Source organism: Jiangella anatolica, from assembly GCF_003236295.1.
Classification (GTDB): Bacteria; Actinomycetota; Actinomycetes; order Jiangellales; family Jiangellaceae; genus Jiangella; species Jiangella anatolica.
Genome location: NZ_POTW01000025.1, coordinates 24,649 through 46,057, shown reverse-complemented (window position 1 = coordinate 46,057; position 21,409 = coordinate 24,649). Strand labels below are relative to the sequence as shown.

General features: G+C 74.0%; 24 protein-coding genes. 11 read left to right on the top strand and 13 right to left on the bottom strand.

The features are described from left to right. The first annotated feature begins 5 nt into the window (after nt 1-5). Complete coding sequence (locus tag C1I92_RS12620; RefSeq protein ID WP_111255008.1) at nt 6-470, top strand: NUDIX hydrolase; 465 nt, start codon at nt 6-8, stop codon at nt 468-470. Here the strand turns inward: C1I92_RS12620 and C1I92_RS12615 are convergent. Next, nucleotides 463-1,161: a glycerophosphodiester phosphodiesterase gene (locus C1I92_RS12615; RefSeq protein WP_111255007.1), complete on the bottom strand. Its 699-nt coding sequence runs from the start codon at nt 1,159-1,161 to the stop codon at nt 463-465. The genes C1I92_RS12620 and C1I92_RS12615 overlap by 8 nt on opposite strands. Nucleotides 1,162-1,430: 269 nt before the next feature. On the opposite strand from C1I92_RS12615, the gene C1I92_RS12610 reads away from it, so the two are divergent. Then, a complete protein-coding gene (locus tag C1I92_RS12610) occupies nt 1,431-2,561 on the top strand; it encodes a glutamate--cysteine ligase (protein WP_111255006.1) in 1,131 nt (376 codons plus the stop codon). Between the two features lie 4 nt (nt 2,562-2,565). Beyond that, a complete protein-coding gene (locus tag C1I92_RS12605) occupies nt 2,566-3,738 on the top strand; it encodes an amidohydrolase (protein ID WP_233506952.1) in 1,173 nt (390 codons plus the stop codon). Here the strand turns inward: C1I92_RS12605 and C1I92_RS12600 are convergent. Beyond that, a complete protein-coding gene (locus tag C1I92_RS12600; protein WP_199521176.1) occupies nt 3,735-5,354 on the bottom strand; it encodes a glycoside hydrolase family 3 protein in 1,620 nt (539 codons plus the stop codon). The two genes, C1I92_RS12605 and C1I92_RS12600, sit on opposite strands and share 4 nt — an antisense overlap. A gap of 81 nt (nt 5,355-5,435) precedes the next feature. On the opposite strand from C1I92_RS12600, the gene C1I92_RS12595 reads away from it, so the two are divergent. From C1I92_RS12595 to C1I92_RS12580, 4 genes are all read left to right on the top strand, one after another. After that, nucleotides 5,436-6,722: a cytochrome P450 gene (locus tag C1I92_RS12595; protein WP_111255005.1), complete on the top strand. Its 1,287-nt coding sequence runs from the start codon at nt 5,436-5,438 to the stop codon at nt 6,720-6,722. Nucleotides 6,723-6,850: 128 nt separating this feature from the next. Then, a complete protein-coding gene (locus C1I92_RS12590; protein ID WP_199521175.1) occupies nt 6,851-7,408 on the top strand; it encodes a hypothetical protein in 558 nt (185 codons plus the stop codon). Nucleotides 7,409-7,410: 2 nt separating this feature from the next. Next, a complete protein-coding gene (locus tag C1I92_RS12585) occupies nt 7,411-7,983 on the top strand; it encodes a nucleotidyl transferase AbiEii/AbiGii toxin family protein (protein ID WP_199521174.1) in 573 nt (190 codons plus the stop codon). A gap of 10 nt (nt 7,984-7,993) precedes the next feature. Beyond that, the gene (locus C1I92_RS12580; RefSeq protein WP_111255003.1) at nt 7,994-8,641 is read left to right on the top strand and encodes an HAD family hydrolase; all 648 of its coding nucleotides are present in this window, start codon (nt 7,994-7,996) and stop codon (nt 8,639-8,641) included. Here C1I92_RS12580 and tsaD read toward each other — a convergent pair. Genes tsaD through tsaB form a run of 3 tightly spaced genes read right to left on the bottom strand, consistent with a single transcriptional unit; the run spans nt 8,638 to nt 10,825 of the window. Next, nucleotides 8,638-9,687: a tRNA (adenosine(37)-N6)-threonylcarbamoyltransferase complex transferase subunit TsaD gene (tsaD, locus tag C1I92_RS12575; RefSeq protein ID WP_111255002.1), complete on the bottom strand. Its 1,050-nt coding sequence runs from the start codon at nt 9,685-9,687 to the stop codon at nt 8,638-8,640. The genes C1I92_RS12580 and tsaD overlap by 4 nt on opposite strands. 8 nt (nt 9,688-9,695) lie before the next feature. After that, nucleotides 9,696-10,178, bottom strand: coding sequence for a ribosomal protein S18-alanine N-acetyltransferase (rimI, locus tag C1I92_RS12570; RefSeq protein ID WP_233506951.1), 483 nt, complete (start codon nt 10,176-10,178; stop codon nt 9,696-9,698). Further along, on the bottom strand, nt 10,175-10,825 hold the full coding sequence (tsaB, locus tag C1I92_RS12565; protein WP_111255001.1) for a tRNA (adenosine(37)-N6)-threonylcarbamoyltransferase complex dimerization subunit type 1 TsaB: 651 nt from the start codon (nt 10,823-10,825) through the stop codon (nt 10,175-10,177). Before tsaB ends, rimI begins: the two co-directional genes overlap by 4 nt. A gap of 83 nt (nt 10,826-10,908) precedes the next feature. Between tsaB and C1I92_RS12560 the strand changes: the two genes are divergently transcribed. Next, nucleotides 10,909-11,142, top strand: coding sequence for a FitA-like ribbon-helix-helix domain-containing protein (locus tag C1I92_RS12560; protein ID WP_111255000.1), 234 nt, complete (start codon nt 10,909-10,911; stop codon nt 11,140-11,142). After that, nucleotides 11,132-11,572 carry a PIN domain-containing protein gene (locus tag C1I92_RS12555; protein ID WP_111254999.1) on the top strand — a complete coding sequence of 147 codons (441 nt, stop codon included), beginning with the start codon at nt 11,132-11,134 and terminating at the stop codon, nt 11,570-11,572. Before C1I92_RS12560 ends, C1I92_RS12555 begins: the two co-directional genes overlap by 11 nt. 6 nt (nt 11,573-11,578) lie before the next feature. Here the strand turns inward: C1I92_RS12555 and C1I92_RS12550 are convergent, their stop codons facing one another. The 6 genes from C1I92_RS12550 to C1I92_RS12525 are packed head-to-tail and all read right to left on the bottom strand — an operon-like array spanning nt 11,579 to nt 16,912. After that, a complete protein-coding gene (locus C1I92_RS12550; RefSeq protein WP_111254998.1) occupies nt 11,579-12,313 on the bottom strand; it encodes a pentapeptide repeat-containing protein in 735 nt (244 codons plus the stop codon). After that, the gene (gene tsaE / locus C1I92_RS12545) at nt 12,310-12,789 is read right to left on the bottom strand and encodes a tRNA (adenosine(37)-N6)-threonylcarbamoyltransferase complex ATPase subunit type 1 TsaE (RefSeq protein ID WP_233506949.1); all 480 of its coding nucleotides are present in this window, start codon (nt 12,787-12,789) and stop codon (nt 12,310-12,312) included. Before tsaE ends, C1I92_RS12550 begins: the two co-directional genes overlap by 4 nt. Next, a complete protein-coding gene (locus C1I92_RS12540) occupies nt 12,786-13,916 on the bottom strand; it encodes an alpha/beta fold hydrolase (RefSeq protein WP_199521173.1) in 1,131 nt (376 codons plus the stop codon). The genes tsaE and C1I92_RS12540 overlap by 4 nt, the downstream gene beginning before the upstream one ends. Beyond that, nucleotides 13,913-15,088 (bottom strand): alanine racemase, encoded by a 1,176-nt coding sequence (gene alr, locus C1I92_RS12535; protein ID WP_233506946.1) that lies wholly within the window; start codon nt 15,086-15,088, stop codon nt 13,913-13,915. The genes C1I92_RS12540 and alr overlap by 4 nt, the downstream gene beginning before the upstream one ends. 13 nt (nt 15,089-15,101) lie before the next feature. Beyond that, the gene (locus C1I92_RS12530) at nt 15,102-16,556 is read right to left on the bottom strand and encodes an NAD(P)H-hydrate dehydratase (RefSeq protein WP_199521172.1); all 1,455 of its coding nucleotides are present in this window, start codon (nt 16,554-16,556) and stop codon (nt 15,102-15,104) included. Then, nucleotides 16,553-16,912 (bottom strand): holo-ACP synthase, encoded by a 360-nt coding sequence (locus C1I92_RS12525; RefSeq protein ID WP_111254997.1) that lies wholly within the window; start codon nt 16,910-16,912, stop codon nt 16,553-16,555. The genes C1I92_RS12530 and C1I92_RS12525 overlap by 4 nt, the downstream gene beginning before the upstream one ends. 75 nt (nt 16,913-16,987) lie before the next feature. Here C1I92_RS12525 and C1I92_RS12520 point away from each other — a divergent pair, with 75 nt between their 5' ends. Next, complete coding sequence (locus C1I92_RS12520) at nt 16,988-17,479, top strand: GNAT family N-acetyltransferase (RefSeq protein WP_111254996.1); 492 nt, start codon at nt 16,988-16,990, stop codon at nt 17,477-17,479. Nucleotides 17,480-17,532: 53 nt separating this feature from the next. On the opposite strand, the gene glmS is transcribed toward C1I92_RS12520, so the two are convergent. Beyond that, a complete protein-coding gene (glmS, locus tag C1I92_RS12515) occupies nt 17,533-19,380 on the bottom strand; it encodes a glutamine--fructose-6-phosphate transaminase (isomerizing) (protein WP_111255034.1) in 1,848 nt (615 codons plus the stop codon). Between the two features lie 72 nt (nt 19,381-19,452). Between glmS and coaA the strand changes: the two genes are divergently transcribed. After that, entirely contained in the window at nt 19,453-20,400 is a 948-nt protein-coding gene (gene coaA, locus C1I92_RS12510) for a type I pantothenate kinase (protein WP_233506944.1), read from the top strand. On the opposite strand, the gene C1I92_RS12505 is transcribed toward coaA, so the two are convergent. Next, entirely contained in the window at nt 20,397-21,395 is a 999-nt protein-coding gene (locus C1I92_RS12505; protein ID WP_158564104.1) for a GNAT family N-acetyltransferase, read from the bottom strand. The genes coaA and C1I92_RS12505 overlap by 4 nt on opposite strands. Nucleotides 21,396-21,409: the final 14 nt, after the last annotated feature.

Below are 21,409 nucleotides of genomic sequence, written 5' to 3'. Positions count from 1 at the left end.
CGGGCATGGCGGGCAAGCAGAGCGCGGGCATCCTGCTCCACCGGTCCGGCGCGGACGGCGTCGAGGTGCTGCTCGGGCACATGGGCGGGCCGTTCTGGGCGAAGAAGGACGCCGGCGCGTGGTCGCTGCCGAAGGGCGAGTACGACGACTCCGAGACCCCTCAGGACGCGGCCCGGCGCGAGTTCACCGAGGAGCTGGGCGTCCCGGTGCCGGACGGCGAGCTGGTCGAGCTCGGCACGGTGAAGCAGTCCGGCGGCAAGACGGTGACGGCGTGGGCGCTGCGCGGCGACCTCGACCCCGGCGCCGTCGTCCCCGGCACGTTCGAGCTGGAGTGGCCGCCGCGGTCGGGCCGGACGCAGGAGTTCCCCGAGGTCGACCGGGTGGAGTGGTTCCCGCTCGACGTCGCCCGGGAGAAGATCGTCAAGGCCCAGGCGGCGTTCCTGGACCGCCTGGCCGGCGCGCTCAGCTGAGCCGGGCGGCCGCCGCGACCAGCCGGTCGACGTGGTTGCCGTAGAGGGCGTCGACGCCGGTGGAGAGGAGCCGGTCGATGGACGACGGCGACTGGGCGTCCCAGCCGAACGCGTGCACCCCCGCCTCGTGGGCGAGGTCGACGTAGATCGGGGACCAGTCCAGCCAGTGCAGGTTGATGGCGTCGATGCCGCGCTCGGCCAGCGTGCGGGCCCGCCGGCGCATGCCGTCCTCCATGCGGCTCACCCGGGTGGAGTCGACCAGCCGGACGTCGCCGGCCTGCGCCCGCCACCCCGTGACCACCGGGAGCGACGAGTGACAGAGCCAGGTTCGCGACGGGTCGCCGCCGGCCCGGACCGCCGCGACCACGGGCGCGAACGCGGCCGGGTCCTTGACGTCCAGCGACAGCTCGAAGTCGCTCCCGCACGACGCGTACAGCTCGGCCAGCGACGGGATGTGCGCCGGCAGCTCCGACCGCGGCACCTGCGCGATCGGCCGGCGCCGGAACCGCGGCCCCACGACGCCGTCGTGGTCCAGCACGACGACGCCGTCGGCCGTCACCCAGGCATCGCTCTCCAGGCCGGTCGCGCCCAGCCGCAGCGCCAGCACGAACGCCGGCAGCGTGTTCTCGCGCTCGCGCGCCATGGCGCCGCGGTGCGCGAACAGGATCGGCGGGACCCTCGGGACGGTCATCGGGTGCATCCTCTCAAGTCTTGTCACGAGCCTGGACCTGCTGCGAGGATTGGATCTTGAGCCAGCCCGCTCACCGTACGCCCATGCCCGACGCTGGCCGCGCCGGGTGCGAGCCGTCCCCGCCGGACACAAGTCGTCCTCCTTGGGTCCGTGACTCGCACTCGTCGGCGAAGCGATGCCTCTTGTCAATTGTGTCGCGCGTTTCATGAGGCAAAAGCCGTGAGATAGGGCATTCCGTAATCAACGGACGACGTGTAACACTTCCGGACATGCAGATCCCTTTCGCGCCGTCCGACCACAGCAGCCTGGGCGTGGAATGGGAACTGCAGCTGGTCGACCCCGAGACCCGCGAGCTGACCTCCGGCGCCGTCGAGATCCTGGACGAGATCCGGCCGGCCGGCGCCGCGGAGCACCCCAAGGCCAAGCACGAGCTGCTGCAGTCGACCGTCGAGGTCGTCACCGGGGTCTGCCAGACGGTCGGCGAGGCCAAGGCCGACCTCGCCGAGACCGTGCGCACCGTCGCCAAGGCGGCCGACCGCCGCGGCCTGGCGCTGATGTGCGCCGGCACCCACCCGATCACGAACTGGAACAGCCAGAAGATCAGCCCGAAGCCGCGCTACGAGCATCTGGTCGAGAACCTGCAGTGGCTGGCCCGCCGGCTGCAGATCTTCGGCGTCCACGTGCACGTCGGGGTGCGCTCGCCGCAGAAAGTCATCCCCATAGTCAACGCGCTGACGTCCTACGTCCCGCACTTCCTGGCGCTGTCGGCGTCGTCGCCGTACTGGGTCGGGCACGACACCGGGCTGGCGTCGTCGCGCAGCAAGGTGTTCGAGGCGCTGCCCACGGCGGGACTGCCGTACCAGCTGTCCGGCTGGGACCAGTTCGAGAGCTACATGGGCACGCTGATCTCCACCCGCACCATCGACTCGGTCCGCGAGGTGTGGTGGGACATCCGCCCGCACCCCGACTTCGGCACCGTCGAGCTGCGCATCTGCGACGGACTGCCCACGCTCGACGAGGTGGGCACCATCGCCGCGCTGGCCCAGTGCCTCGTCGAGCGGCTGGACCGCGAGATCGACCGCGGCTACCAGCTGCCGTCGCCGAAGAACTGGGTGGTCAGGGAGAACAAATGGCGCGCGGCCCGGTTCGGTCTCGACGCCGACATCATCGTCGACGACCAGGACACCGTCGTGCCGGTGCGCCGCGCATTGCTCGATTTGGCCGACGAGCTCATGCCCATTGCCCGTAGACTGTCCTGCACCGCCGAGCTGGCCGGCATCGAGCGCATTGTCGCGAGCGGCGCCAGCTATCAGCGGCAGCGGACAATTGCAGAGGCGAACGGCGGTGATTTGACCAAGGTCGTCGACAGCCTCTTGGAAGAGATGGCTACGGGGTTGTGACCGAGTGACCTACGACTGGCTTGCGAGCTGGCTCGATCTTCATACCGACGAACTGACGGCGCTGCGGCGGATGTTGCACGCCCGGCCCGAGCTCGGCCTGAACGAGCACCAGACCACCGAACTCCTCGTCCGGCAGCTGACCATGTCCGGCCTCGAGCCGCGGGTGCTGCCGCGCGGCACCGGCGTGGTCGTGGACGTCGGCACCGGCTCGCGCACCATCGCGCTGCGCGCCGACATCGACGCCCTGCCGCTCCCGGACCTCAAGGACGTCCCCTACCGCTCCACCGTCGACGGCGTCTGCCACGCCTGCGGCCACGACGCGCACACCGTGATGGCGCTCGGCGCCGCGATGGCGCTGGCCAAGGTGCCGAAGCTGCCCGGGCGCGTGCGGGTGATCTTCCAGCCCGCCGAGGAGATCATGGCCGGCGCGCGCGAGGTCATCGCGGCCGGCGCGCTCGAGGGCGTGGAGCGGGCGTTCGCGCTGCACTGCGACCCGCGGCTGCCGGTCGGCCAGGTCGGCATGCGGTCCGGCCCGATCACGGCGGCCTGCGACCTCGTCGAGGTCCGCGTCTCCGGCCCCGGCGGGCACACCGCCCGGCCACAGCTGACCGTCGACATCGTCGACACGCTGTCGCGCATCGCCGTCGACGCGCCCGCCCTCCTGGCCAGGCAGATCGACATCCGCGCCGGGTTCTCGCTGGTGTGGGGGTCGATCCAGGCCGGCGGCCCGCCGAACGCGATCCCGTCCGAGGGTGTGCTGCGCGGCACCGTCCGGGTGCTCGACCACGCCGCCTGGGCCGACGCGGAGAAGTACGTGCGCGCCGTCGTCCGCGACCTCGCGCACCCCAGCGGCGCCCGGGTCGAGATCGACTACGAGCGCGGCGTCCCGCCGGTGGTGAACGACGAGGCCAGCGTCACGCTGATGCGCCAGGCGGTCGCCACCGAGCTCGGCCCGCACGCCGTCACCGGCACGTCGACCAGCATGGGCGGCGAGGACTTCGCCTGGTACGGCGAGCACGTGCCGCTGGCGCTGGCGCGTATCGGCGTGCACGGCAGCGCGCTGGCCAAGATGGGCGACCTGCACCAGGGCGACTTCGACATCGACGAGAAGGCGCTGGCCTACGGCGTGCGGGTGTTCGTCAGCACGGCGCTGGCCGCGCTGACGGCGTCGCGCTAGGACGGGCAGCCCTGCCGCTCCACGCCGTCGACGGCGACCGGCAGGGTGCCACGGGCCGGTGACGTGCCGGCCAGCACCTCGGCCAGCGCGCGGAACGCGCCCGGCGTCCGCCCGTACAGCGCGATCTTGACCGGCGCGTCGCTCCGGCCCAGCGCATACGGGCGGTCCAGCGCGACGACGACGTCGCCGGAGCCGGGGTCGGTCCCGCCGAGCAGCCGGACGGTCGTCGGCGCGTTCGCGTCGGTGGTGAGGCCGGCGGCCGCGGCCGCTTCGTCGAACCGGATGCGGTCGGCCTCCTCGCCGCCGACGACGCGGATGACACCCTCGACGAGTGGCCCGGAACAGGCGCCGGCGACGACGGTGATGCCGCCGAGCGACTCCTGGTACGACAGCTCGGCGTGGGTGCCGACGGCGGCCGGGTCCGGCGCCGGGCCGGCCGCCTCGTGCAGCATCAGGGCGACGCCGCGGGTGGCGGCCTCGGCCAGCCGGTCCGCGGGCAGTTCGCCGCTCGCGACGGCGTCGACGATCGCGGTGTGCGCGGACTCGACGTCGGCCGGCATCAGCACGATGTCCGCGCCGGCGGCCAGTGACCGCACCGCCGCCGCACCGGAGCCGTACCCGGCGCTGATCGCGGCCATGTCCTGCGCGTCGGTGACCACCAGCCCGTCGAAGCCGAGCTCGTCCCGCAGCAGGCCGATGACCTTCGGCGACAGCGAGGACGGCACTCCCGGGTCGACCGCCTCGACATCGATGTGCGCGACCATGATCGCCTCGGCGCCGGCGTCGACCACGGCCTGGAACGGGACGAGGTCGCGGGCGCGCAGCTCATCCAGGCTGGCCGTCTGCACCGGCAGCTCCTCGTGGCTGTCCGCCGGCACCGAGCCGTGGCCCGGGAAGTGCTTGGGCACCGCGACGATGCCGGCCTGGGCGTAGCCGCGCAGCGACGCCTGGACGGTCTCGGCGACCACCTGCGGGTCCGACGACGCCGACCGGGTGCCGATCGTGGGGTCGTCCGGTCCCGTGGTGACGTCGGCGTCAGGCGCGAACACCATGGTCAGGCCCATGCCACGCAGCTCCGTGCCGCTGGCCTCGGCGACCTGCGCGGCCATCGTCGCGTCGCGGGACGCGCCCAGCGTCATGTAGGCCGGGAACTCCGTCGCCGGGTCGGTGATCCGGGCGACGGTGCCACCCTCCTGGTCGATGCCGATGATGACGGGGTAGCCGCGGTCGCCGCCGGCCTGCTGGATCGCGGCGGTCGCCTGCTCGACCTGCTCCGGCGACTCGACGTTGTCGCCCATGAGGATGACGCCGCCGAGGCCGAGCTCCTGGATCTGCGCCGTCGGCGGCTCCGGTCCGGCGAACCTGGCGACGATGACCTGACCGGCCTGCCGCTCCACCGGCATCGCCGCGACCAGCGCGGCGGCCTGGTCGTACTCGTCCTGCGTGGGTCCCCAGGCCAGCGGCGGCGGAGGCGCCGGGGTGGGCGTGGGTGTCATGGTCGGCGTCCCTGACTCGGTGGCCGGGGTGTCGTCGCCGGAAGCGCCATCGCCGCTGTTGCCATCGCTGCAGGAGGCCAGCAGCAGCGCGCCGGCGAGGAGGAGGAGCAGTCGCCGCATTTCCGCCAGTCTGCCACGCCGGGTGTCCGGCCCGTGGGCGAACGGGTGGCGGGCGGCGGTGGACGCTCGTAGCGTCGGGGTATGCGCCGCTCGCTGCCGGTCGTCGGTGACCTGCTCGCGTTCCAGTCCGATCGCCTCCGCTTCATCACGTCGGCCCACCGCGACCAGGGCGACGTCGCCCGGTTCCGGCTCGGCCCGTTCCCGGTGTGGCAGCTGGCGCACCCCGACCTCGTCCGCTCCGTCCTGGTGACCGACGCCGCCGGATACCGCAAGGGCATGGTGCTGCAGCGCGCCCGCGTCGTGCTCGGCGACGGGCTGCTCACCGCGGAGGGCGACGTGCACCGTCACCACCGCGACCTGGTGCAGCCGGCGTTCCACTCGCGGCGGATCACCGGGTACGCGTCGGTGATGGTGGACCGTTCCGCCGCCGTGTCGGCGTCGTGGGCGCCGCGGGAACCGCTGGACGTGCATGCGGCGACGGTCCGGATGACGCTGGAGACGGCCGGGACGACGCTGCTCGGCGCGTCGGTGGACGTCGGCACCGTCGAGGGGGCGCTGGCGGACCTGCTGAGCGCGTACAAGCTGGCGTTCCTGCCGTTCAGCCAGAAGCTGCAGGGGCTGCCGGTGGGTCCGTTGCGGCGGCTGCAGCGCGGGCGCAAGCGCCTGCACGGGCTGGTCGACTCGGTGGTCGCCGAGCGGGCGACGTCCGGGCGCGACGGCGGCGACCTGCTGTCCGCGCTGGTCCTCTCCGATGACCGGCTGGCCGATCAGGAGCTGCGGGACGAGGCGACGACGCTGCTGCTGGCCGGCCACGAGACGACGGCGAACACGCTGGCGTTCGCGCTGCACCTGCTCGCCGTCCACCCGTCGGTGCAGGCGTCGGTGCACGACGAGGTGGACGGGCTCGGCGAGCCCGGGCCGGACGACGTCGACCGGTTACCACTGTGCCGGGCCGTCGTGTCCGAGGCGCTGCGCCTCTTCCCGCCGTCGTGGATGATGGGCCGCCAGGCACTGGTCCAGCACCAGGTGGGCTCGCACGTCATCGAGCCCGGCGACCTCGTCGTCCTCCCCCAGTGGATCGTCCACCACGACGAGCGATGGTGGCCGCAGCCGTACTCCTTCGACCCTTCGCGCTGGCTCGGCGGCGCTGCGGGCGCGGACCGGCCGCGGTGGGCGTTCTTCCCGTTCGGAGCCGGGCTGCGGCGCTGCATCGGCGAGGGGTTCGCCTGGACCGAGGCGGTACTCGGGCTCGCGACCATCGTGCGGCGCTGGCGGCTGCGCCCCGTCCCCGGCCGGCCGCTGCGGCTGGACCCGCTGATCACGCTGCGGCCCCGTGGCGGTCTCTGGCTGATCCCCGAGCCCCGCTAGTACCAACCGCGACTGGCATAAGAGTAGGCTTTTAGCCTACGGAGGTGACAGTCATGGTCGAGCATACTGCTGCGCGAGTGCCTCCTGCGCTGCTACGGCACCTACGGGTGCTGCGTCCACAGGACGCCGTGGAAACGTATGCGCACCCGCGTCCGGAGTTCGCCCGCCTTGTTCGCGCCGGCGCGCTGCACCGGCTCGCCACCGGCTACTACGCGGTGGTCCCGGACGACCGAGTCGGCGAACCGTGGCTGCCCGCCCTGGAAGCGGCCGCGTCCGGAATCGCGGCGGCCGACGAGGGCATCGACACGGTCGCGCTCATGGGCCTGTCGGCCGCGCGTGTTCATGGTGCGCTGCCCCGTGCCCTCGGCGTCGCCGTGGTAGCGGCCCAGCGGCATCGCAGCGCGCTGCGCCTCGTCGACCGAGACGCCACAGTGCTCTTCGTCCGCCGCGACGTCACGCGGCTCGACGTGCAGCGCTACCCGCACGAGCTGGGCGAGGGCTGGATCACGACGGTCGAGCAGACCGTACTCGACCTCGCCGCCCGCCCGGAACTCGGCGGCCTTCGCGACGACGCCGACGCGGCGGCCCGGGTCCTGCTGGCCCGCGCGGACACGGCGGTACTCGACGAGCTGGCGACGGCGCAGCGCCGGCAGGCGACGCTGCGCCGGCTCCGCGAAACGGCCTGAGCATGCTGGACCCGGACGAAGAGCGCAGCGTCGCCTCCGCCTTCGGCGTGGCGACCAGTCAGGTGCGGCGAGACCACCTCATCTCCCACGTGCTGGCGGTCCTCAGCGAACGGTTCGCCGACCGGCTGCTGTTCTTCGGCGGCACGGCACTGTCACGCACGCGCGTTCCCAACGGCCGGCTGTCCGAAGACATCGACCTGATCGCTCTCGGCTCACGGACCCAGCTGGCCGCCGATCTCGACGGTGCCCTGCCCCGAGCACTTCGGCGAGAGTTTCCCGGCAGCGGCTGGCGCCCGGCGCTGAGCGAGGTTCGCGAAGAAGCGGAACCGGCGTCGTTGATCGCCCCGGGCGGCATGACGGTGCGCATCCAACTTCTGCGTCGTACCGGCTATCCATCGTGGCCCCACGGAGCGGCGCGCGCTCGTCCAGCGCTACTCCGACGCCGGCCCGGCCGCCTTGACGGTGCCGACGCTGGCGTCCTTCGCAGCCTGGAAGACCGCGGCCTGGATCGACCGGGCCGCGCGGCCGACGCCTTAGCCACGGTGCGCGGCGCCTGGCTGGCGCTGACCCCGTAGCGTGGCGGGCATGGATGCGGTGATCTTCGACCTCGACGGCGTGCTGGTGGACTCCGAGCAGGCGTGGGACGAGGTGCGCCGCGCGGTCGTCGCCGAGCACGGCGGCAGGTGGACCGAGGCGGCGACGCGGGCGATGCAGGGGATGAGCACGCCCGAGTGGGCGCGCTACCTGGTCGACGAGCTGAGCACGGCGTTGACGGCGGACCAGGTGGCCCGGGCCGTCGTCGAGGAGATGGCCCGCCGCTACGCCGACGCCCCGCCGGTCGTCGACGGCGCCGTCGACGTGGTGCGGGCGGTGGCCGCTCGCGGGCCGGTGGCGATCGCGTCCTCGTCGCCGCCGGCGCTGATCGCGTCGTTCCTCTCGTTCGCCGGCCTCACCGATCTCGTCCCGGTGGCGGTGTCCAGCGAGGAGGTCGCGGCCGGCAAGCCCGCCCCCGACGTCTACCTCGAAGCCGCCCGCCGCCTGGACGTCGACCCGCGCCGCGCCACCGCCGTCGAGGACTCCACCAACGGGCTGCGCTCGGCGCACGCCGCCGGCATGACGGTGATCGCGGTGCCGAACCCGCACTTCCCGCCCGACCCGGCGGTGCTCGCCGAGACCGCCACCGTCGTGCTGAACACCATCGACGAGCTGCCGTCCGCCCTGGAACGGCGCTAGCCGACCAGCACCTGGGTGACCGGGAGCGACGAGTCGGAGGGGAAGTCGAGGGGCGACGGGGGCAGGCCGCGCTCGACGACGGCGGCGCCGAGGGCGGCGATCATGGCGCCGTTGTCGGTGCAGAGCGAGAAGCGGGGCTGACGCAGCTCGATGCCGGCCACCGCGCAGCGCTCGCGGGTGAGGTCGCGCAGCCGCGCGTTCGCCGCCACGCCGCCGGCCAGCACCATCGTCGAGATGCCGCGTTCCTGGCAGGCCAGCACCGCCTTGCGGGTGAGCACGTCGGCCACCGCCTCCTGGAAGCCGGCCGCGACGTCGGCGACCGGCACCGGCTCGCCGGCGCGCTCGGCCGTCTCGACCCAGCGCGCCACCGCCGTCTTGAGGCCGGAGAAGGAGAAGTCGTAGCGGTGCCGCTCCAGGTCGCGCTGGCTGGTGAGGCCGCGCGGGAACCGGATCGCGGCCGGGTCGCCGTCGGCGGCCGCACGCTGGATGTTCGGCCCGCCCGGGTACTTCAGCCCGATCAGCCGGGCGACCTTGTCGAACGCCTCGCCGGCGGCGTCGTCCAGCGTCTGGCCGAGGAGCTCGGCCGAGGTCGCGATGTCCTCCACCAGCAGGATCTCGGTGTGCCCGCCGGACACCAGCAGCGCGACGACCGGCTCGGTGAGCGGCCCGTTCTCCAGCTGCTCCGCCGCCACGTGCCCGACCAGGTGGTTGACGCCGTAGAGCGGACGGTCCAGCGCGACCGCGAGCGCCTTGGCCGCCGAGACGCCCACCATCAGCGCGCCGGCCAGCCCCGGCCCGGCGGTGACGGCGACCGCGTCGACGTCGCTGAGCGAGACCCCGGCCTCGGCGAGCGCCCGGTTCAGGGTCGGCACGATCGCCTCGAGGTGGGCGCGACTGGCCACCTCGGGGACGACGCCGCCGAAGCGGACGTGCTCGTCGACGGAGCTGGCGACGGCGTTGGCGAGCAGCGTGGTGCCGCGCACCAGGCCGACGCCGGTCTCGTCGCAGGAGGTCTCGATGCCGAGGATCAGAGGCTGGTCGCTCACGTCGCCGATTATCCCTCCGCCGCGGCGCCGGCCCGCAGCCACTTCCGCAGGACCAGCCCGTCCCGGCCGCCGCCGTAGTACTTGCGCCGGACGGCGATCCGCTCGAACCCGTGCCGCGCGTAGAACGCCAGCGCCGGATCGTTGTCGGCGCGCACCTCCAGCAGCATCTCGCCGGCGCGGTGCCGGCGCGCCTCGGTCTCCAGCGCGGTCATCAGCACGGTGCCGACGCCGCCGCGCTGGCGATCGGCGGCGACCGCGATCGTCATGACGTCGGCCGGGTCGCCGGGCAGCGGCGGCAGCAGCAGGCCCGCGTACCCGACGATCTCGCCGGCGTCCTCGGCGACGACGTACCAGCGGGTGTCCGGGACGCCGGCCAGCTCGGCCCGGAACTGCCGCTCCGACCACGGCGGGTCGCCGGCGAACAGCTCCTGCTCCAGCGACACGACGGTGTCCAGGTCAGGCTCGCCCATCGGCCGCAGCGCGACCGTCACCTGGTGAGGACGCTCTTGCGCGCGCTCGGCGGCGTGGCGTCGGGGCGGCGCAGGTAGAGCGGGTCCGGCGCCAGGATCGGGATCGCCTTCGCGACGACGGCCGCGGCGAGGTGCGCGGCGGACGGGTACTCGGGGTCCAGCGCCCGGGCGAACGCGTCGGGATACTGGCGGGCGCCCGCGCCGGCGGCGGGCAGCCGGCGGCCGGCCAGCGCTGCGGCCGGGCCGACGTCCGGGCCGCCGGTCCGCGCCCCGTCGGCGTCGTACGTCGCCCAGTACACCTCGCGACGGCGCGCGTCGGTGGCGACGGCGAACGGCTCGCCCGGCGCCGCGGTGACCAGCACGCCGTACGCGAGCACGTCGAGGCTGCACACGCCGTGCACCGGCAGCTCGAGGACGGCGCCCAGCGTGCGCGCCGCGGCCAGCCCGACCCGCAGTCCGGTGAACGGACCCGGCCCGGCGCCGACGGCGATCTCGGTCAGGTCGCGGCGGGTCGCGCCCGCGTCTGCCAGCACCGACGTCACCAGCGGCATCAGCAGCTCGGTGTGCCGGCGCGGGTCGACAGTGGTCGCGTCGGCCACCACCCGCTCCCCGTCGTGCAGGGCGACGGTGACCGCGGGGGTGGACGTGTCCAGGGCCAGCAACAGCACCCGCCCACTTTACGCCGAGGCACCCGACGGGCGAAGCTGGCCCGGATCCCGTGTAGCACGTATCCTGTGCCGAGGAGGCACCGATGGCGAACGTGACGCTGAAGCTCGACGACGACCTGGTGCGCAGGGCCCGCATCCGGGCGCTGGAGCAGGGCACCTCGATGAACGCTGTCATCCGCCGCTTCCTCGAGGAGTTCACCGGCGGCGACGTACGCGCCCAGGGCTTGCGCCGGTTCCTCGACCTGGCCGGCGAGACCCGGACCGGCAGTGGTCCAGAGGGCCGGGCCTGGAGCCGAGACGACCTCTATGAGCGCTGACCCGCTGGCCGGCGCCGGCCGAGTGTTCGTCGACACCAACGTCCTGGTCTACGTCTACGACAACGACGAGCCGCACAAGCAGCAGGTGGCGTCCCGGACGCTCGACGGGATCGGCGCGGAGCGGGTCGTGCTGAGCGCCCAGGTGCTGAACGAGTTCGTGGTCACGGTCACCCGCAAGCTGGCCCGGCCATTGGACGAGGCCCACACCCGGGAGGCGGTCGAGGTTCTCGGCCAACTGGAGGTCGTGCCGGTCGACGCCGGCCTGGTGGCCGCCGGTGTGCTCCGGTCGCAGCGATCGCAGCTGTCGCTCTGGGACGCGCTCGTGGTCGAGGCCGCACGCCGTGGCGGCTGCGAGGTGTTGCTGACGGAGGATCTGCACGCCGGGACGGACTTCGGTGGCATCCGCGTGGTCAACCCGTTCGCCGGCTGAACGGCGTCAGTCGACGACGATGCCGAGCTGGCCGAGCAGCCGCGACGCCTGCTCGGCGGAGATCGTCGCGCCGGTGAGCAGGTGCGCCTCCTGCCAGGAGAAGTCGCCGAGGTCGGCGCCGCGCAGGTCGGCGCCGTCGAGCTCGGCGCCGCGCAGCACGGCGCCGCGCAGCCGCGAGTCCGACCAGACGGTGTCGCGCAGGTCGGCGCCGGCCAGCACGGCGTCGTCCATACGCAGGCCGTCGAGCTCCTGACCGCGCAGACTGATCCCGGACATCCCGGCCAGCATGAGGTTGCACCGATTGAACGTCGCGCCGAGGCCGCGGGACTCGTCGAACCGGGCGCCGACCATGCGGCAGCCGGTGAACGCCGCGCCGGCGATCAGCGTGTCGCGCCAGCTCGTGTTGGCGAGGTCGACGCCGTCGAAGCGGGCGTCGGAGAGGTCGGCGCGGGAGAAGTCGGCGTTCGGCGCGCCGCCGCCGGACCACACCGAGCCGTCGAGGTCGGCCCGGCCGAACCCGGCGCCGTCCATCGTGCAGGACTCGAACGTCGCGCCGATCAGCACGGCCCGCGTGAACCGCGCGTCGGTGAGGTCGCAGCGGCGGAACACCCGCGGCGCCGGCCCGGCCACGTCCAGCAGCTCGGTGAGGTCGCGCTCGGCGAGGTCGGCGTCGCAGACCTCGGCGCCGGACGTCAGCAGCGCGGCCAGCTCGTCGTCGGTCAGCGCCTGCCGCGCGGTCATGGCGCGACCGCGGCGACCAGCGCGGCCTCGTCCCAGCGGCCCCCGACGGCGCGGACGCGCACGTGCCGCACGTCACCCAGATCAGCGCCGTGCGAGCGGTCGATGTGGATCTCCAGCCGGTCGCCGGCCAGTCCCTCGGCGACGCCCTCGCCCCACTCGACCAGCGTGACCGCCTCGTCCAGCGTCGCCTCGAGGTCGATGTCCTCCAGCTCGTCCCAGCCGCCCAGCCGGTACGCGTCGACGTGCACCAGCGGCGGCCCGTCGACCAACGACGGGTGCACCCGCGCGATGACGAACGTCGGCGACGTGACCGGGCCGCGCACGCCCAGCCCGGCGCCGACGCCCTGCGCGAGCGTCGTCTTGCCGGCCCCCAGGTCGCCGCCGAGCAGCACGAGGTCGCCGGCCCGCAGCACCGCCGCCAGCCGCTCCCCCAGCGCCGTCATGGACTCGGCGTCCGGGACGTCGAGGTCGATCACCGCTTGTCCTCCTCGTTGCGCCGCCGGCGGACGGACGCGATCCGGCTGCTCAGCCGCCGGGGACGCCCGCCGCGGCGGGACCGCTCCAGCAGCGCCCGCAGCGCCTCGGTGACCACCTCGTGCCGTTCCAGCAGCACCATGTGCCCGGCGTCGGTGGCCTCGATGTACTCGACGTCGACCAGCGCGTCCGCGAGGTCGCGGCTGTGCTGCACCGGCGTCATCTGGTCCCGCTCGCCGCCGATGACCAGCGCCGGGATCTTCGCCAGGACCGGGACCGCGGCGGTCGCGTCGAGCTCGCCGAAGAGCGGGAAGAACCGCGCGACGACGTCGATCGGGACGGCGGCGTTCATGATCGCGGTGAACTCGACCAGCTTCGGCGAGCCGCCCTCGGCGAACGCGTACCGCCTGGTCAGAACGTAGGCGAGGTCACTGCCCATCTTGCGGCCGTGCTCGACCAGCTCGGGCTTGCGGGCCAGGATCGAGACGGCGGCCGGCGCGGCGCGACCGGCCAGCCGGCCGAGGTAGCCGGGCAGGCCCAGCCCGGACACGTCCAGCTTCTGGCCGCTGGTCGCGATCAGCGCGACGCCGGTGACGCGCTTGCCGAACAGCTCCGGCCGGGCCTCGGCCAGCGCCTGCACCGTCATGCCGCCCATCGAGTGGCCGGCCAGCACGATCGGCCCCTTCGGCGCCACCTCGTCGATCACCCGGCCGAGATCGGCGCCGAGCTGCTGGAAGGACAGCTCGTCGTCGTTGTCGGGCAGCGGGCCGGACCGGCCGTGCCCGCGCTGGTCCCAGAACACCAGCCGGGCACTGCCGCGCAGGTCGCGGCGCTGGAAGTGCCAGGCGTCCATGGTGAGCGCGAAGCCGTGGCAGAACACCACGGTCGGCGCGCCGGCCGGTCCGTCGTCGACCTCGACGTACAGCGCGACGCCGTCGTCGGTGGTGACGGTGCGCGCGGCGCCGCGCAGCGAGCCGAACGGCTCGTCGGCGTACGGGTCGTCCTTCTTCATCGACCGGCCCATGACGTAGCGCTCGGTGGCGAACCCGACGGCGGCGCCGGCGGTGGCCACGCCCACCCAGGCGCCGATCAGGCCGGCCGTCCGCCCGGCCGCGACCAGCCTGCTCACGGCTCTGCGTTGAGGTAGACGCGGGGCAGCCGCGGCGCGAACCGGGTGACGATCTCCCACGAGATGGTGCCCGCGGCGTCGGCCCAGTCCTGCGCCGTCGGCTCGCCGGCGGCGGCGTCGCCGAACAGCACGACCTCGTCGCCGGCCCGGACGTCGTCGTCGCGCAGGTCGACGACGAACTGGTCCATGCAGACGCGGCCGGCGATGCGCCGGGTGACGCCGCCGATCAGCACCGGCGCGCCGGGACCGGCCGCGCCGCCGGACGCATGGCGCGGCACGCCGTCGGCGTAGCCGAGCGGAACCAGCCCGAGCGTGGTCTCGCGGTCGGTGACATAGGCGTGCCCGTACGACACGCCCTGACCGGCCGGGACGCGCTTGACCAGCGCCAGCCGGGCGCGCACCGACATGGCCGGGCGCAGCCCGACGTCGGCCGGCCCGGCCTGGTCCGGCACCGGCGACAGCCCGTACGTGGCCAGGCCGGGGCGGACGAGGTCGAAGTGCGCGTCGCGCATGGTCAGCGTGGCGGCGGAGTTGGCCAGGTGCCGGACCTCGGGCCGCACGCCGCGTGCCTCGGCCAGGTCGACGGCGGCGCGGAACGCCGCCAGCTGGTGGGCGTTGGCCGGCTCGCCCGGCTCGTCGGCGCGGGCCAGGTGCGACCACACCCCGACGACCTCGACCAGCCCCTCGGCCTGCGCCTTGAGCGCGTCGTCGACCAGCGTGGGCCAGTCGGCCAGCGGCGCGCCGGCCCGGCCCATTCCGGTGTCGGCCTTGAGGTGCAGCCGCGCGGTGCGGCCGGTCTCACGGGCCGCGGCGGCGATCTCGGCGACCGCCCACGGCGCCGACGCGGACACGTCGACGTCGGAGGCCAGCGCGTCGGCCCAGCGCTCACCCGGCGCGTTCAGCCAGGCCAGGAGCCGGCCGCCGACCCCGGCAGCGCGCAGCGCCAGCGCCTCGGCCATGGTCGCGGTGCCCAGCCAGGACGCGCCGCCGGCCCGCGCGGCCCGCGCCACCGGCACCAGCCCGTGGCCGTACGCGTCGCCCTTCACGACGGTCATGACCTGCGCGGGAGCGGCCCGGACGGCGAGCTCGGCGACGTTGTCGCGGATGGCGGCGAGGTCGACCCGCACCTGCGCGTGCGGCACGACCCCGGGGCTGCTCTGCTCGGTCACCACGTCCTCGATTGTGTCAGCCGGCGCCGACAGCGCCACGCAGGGACCGCACCACGGCGGGCAGCTCGGCCAGGACGTCGCCGGCACTCGGGTACCCGGCGGACGCCGCGGCCCGCCGCCCCGCCAGGCCGTGCGCGTACGCCGCCACGCTGCCCGCGTCGAGCGGCGAGAGCCTGCCGGCCAGCAGCGATCCGGCCAGGCCGGCCAGCACGTCGCCGGTGCCGGCGGCGGCCAGCGCCGACGTCCCGGTCGGGTTGACCCGGACCCGCCCGTCGGGCGCCGCGACGACCGTCGTCGACCCCTTGAGCAGCACGACCGCGTTCCACCGCTGCGCCGCCTCCCGTGCGTGGTGCAGCCGGCGCGCCTCGACCTCGGCCCGCTCGACGTCCAGCAGCCGGGCCAGCTCGCCGGCGTGCGGCGTGAGCAGCGCGGGCCCGTCGAACCGCGACGGCAGCGACCGCAGCCCGTCGGCGTCGACGAGCACCGGCAGCCCGGCGGCCAGCGCCGCCTCGACGTCCGCGCCGCGCCCGTCGCCGAGCCCGGACCCGATCGTCCACGCCTGCACCCGCCCGACGGTGTCCGGCGACGGCCCGGCGATCGCCTCCGGCCAGCGCTGCCGCACCTCGGTGGCGACGGCGTCCGGCCCGGCGTAGCGGACCATGCCGGCGCCGCCGTGCAGCGCGCCGCCGACGGCCAGCACCGCCGCGCCGGGGAACTGCGCCGATCCGGCCAGCACGCCGACGACGCCACGCGAGTACTTGTCCGACTCGCGGCCGGGGTCGGGCAGCAGCGCCGCGACGTCGGCGTCGTCGAGCACCGTCAGCGCCGGCTCCGGCAGGTAGGGCGCCAGGCCGATGTCGACGTGGTGCACGACGCCGGCCGCGGCCGCCGCCGGGTCGATGGCCAGCGCCGCCTTGCCGGTGCCGAACGTCACGGTGTGGTCGGCGACGACGTGCGGGCCGGGCGTCTCGCCGGTGTCCGGGTCGACGCCGCTGGGCAGGTCGACGGCGACGACGGCGCCCGCGGTCCGGCCCGCGGCGAGCAGCTCCGCCAGCGCCGCCGCATCGCCGCGCAGCCCGCCCCGTCCGCCGATGCCGAGCATCCCGTCGAGCACGAGGTCGGCCCCGGCCAGCGCCTCCCCGGCGTCGGCCACGGCGACCACCCTGCCGCCGGCGGCGCGGAACGCCGTCAACCCCTCCGCATGCGCCTTCTCCGGGTTCAGCAGGACGGCGTCGGCGTGCGCGCCGCGGCGGGCCAGCCGGGCGCCGGCCCACAGCGCGTCGCCGCCGTTGTTGCCCGCGCCGGCCAGCACGACCACCCGGGCGCCGTAGCCCCCGCTGCGCAGGATCCGGCGGGTGCATACCGTCACCAGCCCGGCGACCGCTCGCTGCATGAGCGCGCCGGGCGGCAGCCGCGCCATCAGCGCGTCCTCGGCGGCCCGGATCTCCGCGACGGTGTGGACGCCCCTCACCGCGTCGTACCCTCCAGGATCACGATCGCCGACGCGACCCCGGCGTCGTGCGACAGCGACAGATGCATCGTCTCGACGTTCAGGTGCTCGCAGCGGGCCTTGACGGTGCCGCGCACCTCCAGCCACGGGCGCCCGTCGGCGTCGCTGACCACCTCGGCGTCGTGCCAGAGCAGTCCCTGCGGGGCGCCGAGCGCCTTGGCCAGCGCCTCCTTGGCGGCGAACCGGGCCGCCTGCGACGCTACCGACCGGGCCCGCTCGGCGGGGGTGAAGACGCGCACCGCCAGCCCCGGCGTCCGCTCCAGCGTCTCCGCGAACCGCCGCACGTCGACCACGTCGATGCCCACGCCCACGATCACCGTCCCACCCTAGACGCCACACACCGCGAGGCGTTCCGCATGCCGATACGCCACGCTCGACCTACACTCGCGCGTATGGGCGAATTGGCACTCGTGGGCGGATTGGCCGGCGAGCACGTGGTGCTGCGCCCGGTGGCCGCCGATGACGTGCCCATGCTCATGCACATCATCAGCACGCCCGCGGTCAAGCAGTGGTGGGACCCGGCCGGCCTGGCCGACGGCTGGCTGCTGGCCGACGGCTCGACGACGCGGTACACGATCCTGGCCGGGCGGCGCATCGCCGGGCTGATCCAGTACTGGGAGGTCGACAACCCGCGCGACCGGCACGCCGGCATGGAGATCCTGCTCGATCCCGACCTGCACGGCCGTGGCCTGGGCCGCGACGCCGTCGGCACGCTGGCCCGCCACCTGTTCGACGACTGCGACCACCACCGCATCGTCGTGGAGACGGCCGCCACCAACGAAGTGGCCATCCGCTGCTACGCCGCGGTCGGCTTCCGCCCCGTCGGCATGCTCACCGGCCGCGACGGCCTCGTCCTCGACCTCCTATCGAGCGACTTCGCATAGGAGACCAGCCCGCACCCGACAGCCAAGGCCGAGGGTCAGGACGGCGCCCGCCCCTACTCCACAGTGACCGACTTGGCGAGGTTCCGCGGCTGGTCGACGTCGAAACCGCGAGCACTTGCCATTTCACAGGCGAACACCTGCAGCGGCACCGTCGACACGACCGGCTGCAGCAGCACCGGGCACTCCGGGACGCGGATCAGGTGGTCGGCGTACGGCACGACGTCCTCGTCGCCCTCCTCGGCGACGACGATGGTGCGGGCGCCGCGGGCGCGGACCTCCTGGATGTTGCTGACGATCTTGTCGTGCAGGACCGAGCGGCCCTTCGGCGACGGCACGACGACGACGATCGGCGTGCCCTCCTCGACCAGCGCGATCGGGCCGTGCTTCAGCTCACCGGCGGCGAACCCCTCGGCGTGCATGTAGGCGAGCTCCTTGAGCTTGAGCGCGCCCTCCAGTGCCACCGGGAAGCCGACGTGGCGGCCGAGGAACAGCACCGACGTGGCCGAGGCGAGGTTGCGGGCCAGTTCGCGGACCGGCTCCATCGTCTCCAGGACGAGGTCGACCTTGGCCGGCAGGTCGGACAGGTCGCGGACGACGGAGCGGATCTCGTCGCCCCACTTGGTGCCGCGGACCTGGCCGAGGTAGAGGCCGACGAGGAAGCAGGCGATCAGCTGGGTGAGGAACGCCTTCGTGGACGCGACGGCGACCTCGGGGCCGGCGTGCGTGTAGAGGACGGCGTCGGACTCGCGCGGGATGGTGGAGCCGTTGGTGTTGCAGATGGCCAGCACGCGGGCGCCCTGCTCGCGGGCGTAGCGCAGCGCCATCAGCGTGTCCATCGTCTCGCCGGACTGGCTGATCGCGATGACCAGCGTCTGCCGGTCGACGACGGGGTCGCGGTAGCGGAACTCGCTGGCCAGTTCGACCTCGCACGGGAGCCGGGTCCAGTGCTCGATGGCGTACTTGGCGACCATGCCGGCGTGGTAGGCGGTGCCGCAGGCCACGACGACGACCTTGTCGACCTCGCGCAGCTCGTCGTCGGACAGCCGCATCTCGTCCAGCGAGAGCAGGCCGTCCTTGCCGACGCGGCCGAGCAGGGTGTTGGCGACCGCCTTGGGCTGCTCGGCGATCTCCTTGAGCATGAAGTAGTCGTAGCCGTCCTTCTCGGCGGCCGACGCGTCCCAGTCGACGTGGAAGCGCTTCTCCTCCGCGGCGTTGCCGTCGAAGTCGGTGAGCGTGACGTCGTCGGGCGTGATCTCGACGACCTGGCCGTCGCCGATCTCCAGCGCCTCACGGGTGTAGGCGATGAACGCCGAGACGTCGGAGGCGAGGAAGTTCTCGCCGTCGCCGACGCCGATGACCAGCGGCGAGTTGCGGCGGGCGGCGACCACCCGCTCGGGCGCGTCGGCGTGGACGGCGAGCAGCGTGAACGCGCCGTCGAGGCGCCGGCAGACCGCGCGCATGGCGTCGGCCAGGTCCGAGCCGGCGGCCACCTCGGCGGCCAGCAGGTGCGACACCACCTCGGTGTCGGTCTCGGAGGCGAACCGGACGCCGCCGTCCTCGAGCTCGGCGCGCAGCCGGGCGAAGTTCTCGATGATGCCGTTGTGGATGACGGCGACCCGGCCGGACTCGTCCAGGTGCGGGTGGGCGTTGCGGTCGGTGGGCGAACCGTGCGTGGCCCAGCGGGTGTGCCCGAGGCCGGTGTTCGACACCGGCAGCGGCCGCTCCTCCAGCGCCTTCTCCAGGTTCACCAGCTTGCCGGCCCGCTTGGCCGACGCCAGCGCACCGTCGGCGACGACGGCGACACCGGCGGAGTCGTACCCGCGGTACTCGAGCCGCCGCAGCCCCTCGACGACCACGTCGAGCGCCACCCGATGTCCTGTGTATCCCACGATCCCGCACACGGCGGTCACTGTAACCGCAGTCGGCCCCGGTTCGCGCATCGCCGGGACATGTCGGTCAGAATGAGGGCCATCATGACTGTTGTCCGCGACTCCTCACCGTTCGTCGACCTGTCCCGCGCCGACTGGGCGCGGCTGCGCGACGAGACGCCGTTGTCGCTGACGGCGGCCGAGCTGGAGGAGCTGCGCGGCCTCGGCGATCTCGTCGACCTGGACGAGGTCCGCGACGTCTATCTGCCGCTGTCGCGCCTGCTCAACCTGCGGTTCCGGGCTACGGCGCGGCTGCACGAGGCGACGACGACGTTCCTCGGCGGGTTCGCTGAGCGCACCCCGTTCGTCATCGGGATCGCCGGCTCCGTCGCGGTCGGGAAGTCGACGACGGCGCGGCTGCTGCGGGTGCTGCTGGCCCGCTGGGCGGAGCACCCCCGCGTGGCGTTGGTCACGACCGACGGGTTCCTGCTGCCCAACGCGGAGCTGCAGAAGCGTGGGCTCATGCAGCGCAAGGGCTTCCCGGAGTCCTACGACCGGCGGGCGCTGCTGCGGTTCGTGACGGCGGTGAAGTCGGGCGAGCCGGTGGTGACGGCGCCGGTGTACTCGCACCTCACCTACGACATCGTCGAGGGCGAGCGGACCACCGTCGAGCGGCCGGACATCCTGCTGATCGAGGGGCTGAACGTGCTGCAACCGGCCCGCCCGCGCGCCGACGGCGTCGCCGGCCTCGCCGTCAGCGACTTCTTCGACTTCTCCCTCTACGTCGACGCCTCGCCCAAGGACGTCCGCCGCTGGTACGTCGAGCGGTTCCTGCGGCTGCGCGAGACGGCGTTCCAGCGGCCGGAGTCGTACTTCCGCCGCTACGGCGACCTCGACCACGACGCCGCCGTCACCCAGGCCGAGCAACTGTGGGACAGCATCAACGGGCCGAACCTCGCGCAGAACATCCTGCCGACCCGCGGGCGCGCGACGCTGACCCTGACGAAGGGCCCGGACCACTCGGTGCAGCGAATCCGGCTACGCAAGATCTAGCCGTCGAGCTGGTACCGCGCCACCCAGCCGGCGGGCACGTAGCCGAGCCGCTCGTTCACCGCGATCATGTACGTGTTGCTGGCGGCGTTCCAGGTCCACAGCGTCCGCACGCCGGGCCGGTCGGCCAGCACCCGGCGCAGGTTGGCGATCTTCAGCAGCAGCCCGAGCCGATGCCCGCGGTGCCGTGGGTCGACGATCGTCGCGCCCTGCATGCCGGTGTCGTCGCCGATGGCGGGCAGCGCGACGGTGGTCTGCCCGGCGATCGTGCCGTCCGGCGCCAGCGCGGCCGCCTGCCAGGCGTGCCGCCGCATCCGGGCCCGTCGCTCCTCCACCAGCCGCAGCCGGGCGACGTCCCAGGTCTCGGGCTCGTAGTCGAGCTGGTCGCGGGGCTCGTCGGTGCTCAGCCGAGCGGCCAGCCGGGCGTACTCGGCGACGTGCTCGTCGGGGATGCGGTCGCGCCAGGTGAGGATCCGGTAGTCGACGGCGTGCGCGGCGGCCTCGCGTTCCAGGCGGGCCAGCCGGTCCAGGTCGAACGGTGGCCGCTGTACCCGCAGCACCTCGTCCATGCGACGGGTGTAGCCGTGCCGTTCGGCGAACCGGATGCCAGGCACCTGCGGCGTACCGAGCGGGCCCTCGACGTCGGCCAGGAAGCGGCTGCGGCCCTGCCGCCGGGCCTCGTCGTGCACGGCATCCAGCAACGCCGACCCGACACCGCGGCCGCGCGCCTCAGGCCGGACGGCGAGCGCGACCTCGGCCAGCGACGTGTTGTCCTTCAACGGCAGCGCGACCGCGGCGGCGCCCACCACCGTGCCGTCGGCGTCCTCGGCCGCCCACAGCGCGGTGGCGTGGATGTCGGACGGCTCGTAGACGACCCGCAGCTCGTGCTCCAGCCAGTGCGGCCCGCCCGGGAAGTCGTGCGCGAGGCCGGCGTCGTAGGCGGCGAACCAGGCCGGGTAGCCAGGGTCGCCGGTGCCGTCCAGCCGCCTGATCCGCACCGTCGCCACCGCCG